This is a genomic window from Kitasatospora sp. NPDC096128, from assembly GCF_040303105.1.
In the GTDB taxonomy this organism is placed as follows: Bacteria; Actinomycetota; Actinomycetes; order Streptomycetales; family Streptomycetaceae; genus Kitasatospora.
On record NZ_JBEOSP010000071.1, the window covers coordinates 23,594 to 30,165 of the forward strand.

Below are 6,572 nucleotides of genomic sequence, written 5' to 3' on the forward strand. Positions count from 1 at the left end.
ATCCGGTTCGGCCGGAACCTTGCCCAGGAAACGCCACGGCCGGGAGCGGAAGTTCCAACTCCGGGCCACGACACTACGTTCGAGTGAATCTGTTCAAGCCGTCTTCCGCGTGGCGCACGCGCTCGGCTACGGGGAGCGACGACTCCGGACGGGCTCCGGCACCGCTACGGCACCGCCACGGTCGGTGCAGGGCCCGCCGGGGCGGCGCAGCGGGCCGCCCGGACGGAGCCCGCACCCCCGAAGGCTCAGACCGGCACCTCGACGTAGGTGCGCCCGGCCGGCACGGCGACCGCGGTGCCGCCGGTCGCCTCGGCCAGCCAGGCGTGGAACCCGGCCGTCTCCGGCTCCGGCACGCCCACCTCGATCCGCACCCCGGCCGCCTCGTACGCGAGGTCGCTCACCGCGTACCCGGCCGCCCGCAGGTCGTTCTCCACCCGCCCGGCGCGCACGTGGTCCACCGTCACCGCGAGCAGTGCGACCGGCCGCCGCTCCAGCAGGCCGACCTCGTCGACCGCCTCCGACACCGCGTTCCCGTACGCCCGCACCAGGCCGCCCGCACCGAGCTTGATCCCGCCGAAGTACCTGGTCACCACCGCGACGGTGTCGGTCAGGCCGCGCCGGCGCAGCACCTCCAGCATCGGCACCCCGGCCGTGCCGCCGGGCTCGCCGTCGTCGCTGGAGCGCTCGCGGCGCTGCTCGTCGCCGACCACGAAGGCGGTGCAGTTGTGCCGGGCGTCCCAGTACTGCTTGCGGATCCCGGCGATGAAGGCCTGCGCCTCGTCCTCGTCGGAGACCCGGGCGAGGTGGCAGATGAAGCGGGACTTCTTGATCTCGGTCTCGTGGCTGCCGGCCCGCCGGATGGTGAGGTACGGCTTGGCGGTCGGTTCCGGCATGGCGGACATGGCGCGGTGGTTCTCCCGGAACGGCGACGGCTGGCGGCGCGCACCCCGGGGTCCGGGGCGGCACCGCCAGCCTAGTCGGCGCCCGGCCGGCGGGAGGGCGGCCGGGTTCGGCGAGCGAGCAGGGAGCCCGGGATGCCGGGAGCAGGGGCCCGGGCTGCCGGGAGGCTGGACCGCTGGGGGTCAGCGGCCGGCCAGGGCGTCCAGCTGCGCGCGGTCCAGGCCGGTCAGCGCGGTGACCTCGGCCGGGTCGACGGCGCCGCAGTCCAGACCGCGCAGCAGGTAGCCGCTGAGCGCCCGGGCGGTGGCCGGCTCGTCCATCACGTCGCCGCCCGCCTTGGCGACGTACGCGGCGAGCCGGGCCGCGGCGGCGGCCAGGCCCTCCCGGTAGAAGGAGTACACCGCGACGTAACGGGTCGGCAGGTGCGCCGGGTGCATGTCCCAGCCCTGGTAGTAGGCGCGGGCGAGCGAGCGGCGGACCAGCTCGTGGTGGAGCTTCCAGGCGGCGTGCACCTGCTCGGTGGAGCCGGTGGGGATCACATTGGTCGAGCCGTCGGAGAGCCGGACGCCGGTGCCGGACGCGGCCACCTGCATGACCGCCTTGGCGTGGTCGGCGACCGGGTGGTCCATGCTCTGGTAGGCCGCGCTGACGCCACAGGAGGCGCTGTAGTCGAAGGTGCCGTAGTGCAGTCCGGTGGCGCGGCCCTCGGCGGCCTCGATCATGAGGGCGACGGTGGCCCGGCCGTCCGGGCCGAGGATCGCCTGGGTGGTCTCGATCTGGATCTCGAAGCCGATCCGCCCGGCGGGCAGTCCGGCCCGGCGCTCGAAGTCCTCCAGCAGCCGCACCAGCGCGGTGACCTGCTCGGCGTAGGTGACCTTGGGCAGGGTGAGCACCAGCCCGTCGGGCAAGCCGCCGTTCGCCAGCAGGGTGGCGAGGAACAGCTCCAGGGTGCGGATGCCGCGGGCACGGACGGGCGCCTCCATGCACTTGATCCGGATGCCGATGCAGGGCGGCGCGCTGCCCTCGGCCACGGCGGCGGCGACGAGTTCGGCGGCCCGGACGGCGGCGGCGTCCTCCTCGGCGTCGGGGCGGGGGCCGTAGCCGTCCTCGAAGTCGATCCGCAGGTCCTCGACCGGCTCGCGCTCCAGCTTGGCGCGGACCCGGGCGTGCACGTCGGCGAGCAGCTGGTCGTCGGCCACACCGAGGGCGCGGGCCAGCTCGGCGGGGGTGCCGGCGTGGGTGTCGAAGGCCTCGAGGGCCTGGCGGCCCCACTCCCGTACGGTGTCGGCACGGAGGGCGTCGGCAGGGACGTAGACGGTGTGCACCGGCTGCCGGGTGCCGGAGTCGCCCGGGTAGCGGCGCGCCAGGTCGGCGTCCACGGGGGCGAGCAGCTCCTCCACGATTGCGCGGGCGGCGGCGGAGAAGGAGGCCCCGCCCGTCGGTCCGGTTCCGTCGACCTCGACCTGCGACATCCGCACTCCTCCATGCCGAAACCAGCACTTCAACAATTTGTTGAGGTGAAGGTAGCTCCGGCCGGGTCGGGCGTCAATGGCCGACCGAGCGGTGGACCCGGGGGTGTCGGGTCAGCGCGGGTCCCGGAAGAAAAGCCGCCGGCGCGGGCTCAGTCCCTCCCGGCGGCCAGGTAGCGGTCGCGCAGCAGCGGGTAGAGGTCGGCGACCTCCTTGGCGTGGACCGCGCCGCCCGGCCCCTTCCCGGTGACGCCGTACTCGGTGGTCAGCCAGGCGGCGAGACGCGGCGGGTCCGGCTGGTGACCGAAGCTGTCGATGTAGGAGACCAGGCCGTCGTAGGCGACGTCCTCGTCCAGCGGCACGGGTGCCAGGAGGGGTTCGGTCCCGGCACCTTGGGCGGGCTCCTCGGCCGGAACGGGCTGCTCGGGCCGGGCATGGTGCTCGGCCTGGGCGGCCGGCTGACGGTGCTGCTCGACGGTCGGCTCGGCCGCCGGCTGCGCCGCCGTCGGGTGCTGGGCCTGCGGTCCGGAGGCGGCGGGAGCGGGCTCGTCGGCGGCCGGACGCGGGGGCTTGAACCACGGCGACGCCTGGCCCGGCACCCGCCCGCCCGAAGCGGGGTCCACCGAATGGCCGGTGGCCCGGACCGGGCGCTCGGTCCAGACGTTCAGCTCCTCGCCGCGCGGCTGCGGGGCGGCTTCCACCACCGCCTCCGGCTCCTGCGCGGCCCGCAGCCGGACGGCGTGGAGCTTCGCCAGCATCGGCGCGGCGACCTCCGGCGACAGCGGCGCCGCGGCAGGGACCTCGGGCTGGGACTGGCCGGGGGCCTCGGGCTGGGACTGCTGGGACTGCTGCGGCTGCTGGGGGTCGGGCCGCTCGGCTCCGGCCTGGGCGGCGGCCGGAGTGCCCACGGCGACGGCCGGGGCGGCTATGGCCACGGCGGCACGGGCCTGCTGGGGCTGGGCCCCGAGCTCCTGGGAGGCCTGCTCCACCAGGGAGTCCTTGGCCTCGCGCTCGCGGGCCTCCTCGTCCAGCCGGTCGAGCAGCGACGGGTCCAGCGGGACGCCGAACTTGGCGAGCTTGAGCGGCAGCAGCGCCTGGATCGGGGCCGAGCGGCGCCAGCCGCGACCGTAGCGGAAGCGCAGCTGCGCCCGGTAGACCAGCCGGTTCTGCTCCAGCCGGATGACCTCCTCGTAGGAGCGGAGCTCCCAGAGCTTCATCCGCCGCCAGAGCCGGAAGGTCGGCACCGGGGAGAGTATCCAGCGCATCACCCGGACCGACTCCATGTGCCGGTCGGCGGTGATCGCCGCGATCCGGCCCACCGCGTGCCGGGAGGCCTCGACCACGACGACGAACAGCACCGGGATGACGGCGTGCATCCCCATGCCGAGCGGGTCGCCCCAGGAGGCCGCCGCGTTGAAGGCGATGGTGGCGACGGTCAGCAGCCAGGCGGTCTGCCGCAGCATCGGGAAGGGGATCCGCAGCCAGGTCAGCACCAGGTCGAGGGCCAGGAGCACGACGATGCCCGCGTCGACGCCGATCGGGAAGGCGTAGGAGAAGGCACCGAAACCCTTCTCCAAGGCCAGCTCGCGCACAGCGTTGTACGAGCCCGCGAAACCGATGCCCGAGATGATGCAGGCGCCGGCCGCGACCAGGCCGAGCAGCCCACGATGGGCCTTGGTGAGCGTTGGGCGTGCCATTACGTCTATCAACCCCTGGATGTCGGCTGCTGCCGTACGCGCATCGGCTGCCGGTTCCCGCCAGTCGGGCCGCCGGACGGCCGAACAGCCTCCGGGCGCGGCCCACCGGAGTTTACTCGTACGGGTGTTTCAGCGTTTCCGCAGCCTGGGGTGTCACAGTACCCACCGCTCCCGGGGCGTCCGGCACCGGTCGGGCCGTCAGCGGCTCTGCCCCGCCGTTCCGTTGAGGTACGCCAGGACGGCCATCACCCGGCGGTTGGCGTCCTCGTCGGGGGCGAGTTCGAGCTTGCTGAAGATGTTGGCGATGTGCTTGGCCACCGCGCCGTCGCTCACCGAGAGGCGGGCGGCGATCGCCGAGTTGGAACAGCCCTCGGCCATCAGCTCCAGGACCTCGCGCTCGCGCGGGGACAACCCGAGCAACGGCCCCGGGCGGCGCGAGGTGGTCTGCATCAGCTTGGCGATCACGTCCGGGTCCATCGCCGTCCCGCCCGCCGCCACCCGACGGACCGCGTCGATGAACTGCCCCGCGTTGAACACCCGGTCCTTCAGCAGGTAGCCGACCCCGCCCGTGCCGTCGGCCAGCAACTCCCGGGCGTACAACTGCTGGACGTGCTGGGAGACCACCAGCACCGGCAGGCCCCGGATCTCCCGGCGCGCCTTGAGCGCGGCCTGGAGCCCCTCGTCGGTGAGCGTCGGGGGCAGTCGGACGTCCACCACCGCCACGTCCGGGCGGTGGGTCAGCAGCGCTTCCAGCAGCTCGGGGCCGGTCTCCACGGCTGCCGCGATGGTGAAGCCGTGCGCTTCCAGCAGACGGATCAGGCCTTCGCGAAGGAGGTAGAGGTCCTCTGCGAGGACAACTCGCACGGCAACTCCAAGGTGATGGTGGTCGGACCGCCGGACGTGCTGTCGATGGCGAGGACACCGTCGAAGGTACCCAATCGACGCTCGATCCCGCGCAGGCCCGTGCCCCGCTCCGGATCCGCCACGCCCACACCGTCGTCGGTCACCGTGACCCGGAGCGACCCCGCCCGGTAGAGGATGTCCACCCACACCTGCTCGGCCTCCGAGTGCTTGGCCGCGTTGGCCAGCAACTCGCTGATGCTGAAGTAGACCGCCGCCTCGACCGGAGCCGGCAACCGATCCGGCAGGCTCACGAACACCTCGGTCGGCAACGCGCTGTCCAGTGCCAACTCGCACACCGCGTCGCCGAGTCCGCGCTCGGCGAGCACCGGCGGGTGGATGCCGCGGACCAGGTCGCGCAGCTCCTGCAGGGCCCGGGCCGAGGACTGCCGCGTCTCGGAGAGCAGCTCCCGCGCGGCGGCCTGGTCCGTGTCCATCAGGTGCTCGATGGTGCCCAGCGTCATCCCGATCGCGACCAGCCGCGCTTGGGCGCCGTCGTGGAGGTCCCGCTCGATCCGCCGCAGCTCCGCCGCCTGGCTGCCCGCCGCGTCGGCCCGGGTCTCGGTGAGCTCCGCCACCCGCTTGGTCAGCTGGGCGTGCGTCGCCCGGCCGTCCTGGTCCAGCACCCGGCGGGCGGCCTCCGCGTACCCGCGCACCGCGTGCGGGGCGAGGAGTATCCCGGCCAGGACCATGCCGATCCCGAGCAGCATGCTCAGCGTGACCCGCGTCATCCGTGCGCTCAGCGGGCCGAAGCCCTCCGTCGGCACCGCGCCGCCCAGGGCGAAGGCCCCGCCCAGCACGATCAGGAGGACCACCGCGCCGCCCAGGACCGCGGCAGCGACGGGGTTCACGACCAGCCAGAGCATCTCGGCCCGGGTGGTGCGGTCCCGCAGGCCCCAATGGACCAGCTGCGCGTACTTCGCGACCGTCTGCGAGCGGTGGTACGAGTAGCCCGTCCACCAGTGCCCGCGCTCGTCCAACTCCAGCCTCGGCATCGGCTGGTAGACCGCAGGGAGGCGGATGCCGTACCACCGCTGGAGGAACCGACGCGTCCGGTCCGCCGTCCGACGGACGCAGGCCGCCGCCACGGCGGCGCCGGCGACCGCCGCGGCCGCGAGGGCCACCAGCGATGCCGGGAAGTAGTACTGCAGGAACCGGGACGTCACGACCCCCGCGACGATCGCCGCCACCACCGGGAGCACGAACCCCGGCACAGCGCCCAGCACCACCTGAGCCAGCCGGGCCAGCCCCTGGCCGCCGGCCTGGAGGGCCGCCCGGGTCTGCGCACGGACGGACGTGCCACTCGTACGGGTCTCTGTGGTCACGCAAACTCTCCTGATGCCGATGCCGATGCCGATCGTCCTCCATCAGTGTTCACGAACGACCCGCTCCGGACACTGGCCATGGCACCCCAGTTCCGAGGTGGACCTAGGACCACCTGACGGTGGTGGAAGCAGCACCTGAACCGCTCAGCAGTCAGTCCGGAAATGCGAAAAGCCCCTGATCCGAAAGGATCAGGGGCTTTTCTGAATGATTGTTCGGCGGCGTCCTACTCTCCCACAGGGTCCCCCCTGCAGTACCATCGGCGCTGTGAGGCTTAGCTTCC

General features: G+C 73.4%; 5 protein-coding genes and 1 rRNA gene. All 6 read right to left on the reverse strand.

Translation table 11 applies throughout. From position 1 onward, the window contains the following. Positions 1-245: 245 nt before the first annotated feature. Entirely contained in the window at positions 246-893 is a 648-nt protein-coding gene (locus ABTY61_RS39540) for a YigZ family protein (RefSeq protein WP_350510067.1), read from the reverse strand. Between the two features lie 189 nt (positions 894-1,082). After that, positions 1,083-2,372 carry a DUF6986 family protein gene (locus ABTY61_RS39545; protein ID WP_350510068.1) on the reverse strand — a complete coding sequence of 430 codons (1,290 nt, stop codon included), beginning with the start codon at positions 2,370-2,372 and terminating at the stop codon, positions 1,083-1,085. Positions 2,373-2,521: 149 nt separating this feature from the next. Further along, positions 2,522-4,066: a DUF2637 domain-containing protein gene (locus tag ABTY61_RS39550; RefSeq protein ID WP_350510069.1), complete on the reverse strand. Its 1,545-nt coding sequence runs from the start codon at positions 4,064-4,066 to the stop codon at positions 2,522-2,524. Between the two features lie 198 nt (positions 4,067-4,264). After that, entirely contained in the window at positions 4,265-4,930 is a 666-nt protein-coding gene (locus tag ABTY61_RS39555) for a response regulator transcription factor (RefSeq protein ID WP_350510070.1), read from the reverse strand. Beyond that, complete coding sequence (locus ABTY61_RS39560; protein ID WP_350510071.1) at positions 4,882-6,291, reverse strand: sensor histidine kinase; 1,410 nt, start codon at positions 6,289-6,291, stop codon at positions 4,882-4,884. Before ABTY61_RS39560 ends, ABTY61_RS39555 begins: the two co-directional genes overlap by 49 nt. 211 nt (positions 6,292-6,502) lie before the next feature. Next, positions 6,503-6,572: ribosomal RNA gene (gene rrf, locus ABTY61_RS42105) — 5S ribosomal RNA — on the reverse strand; the annotation flags it as partial.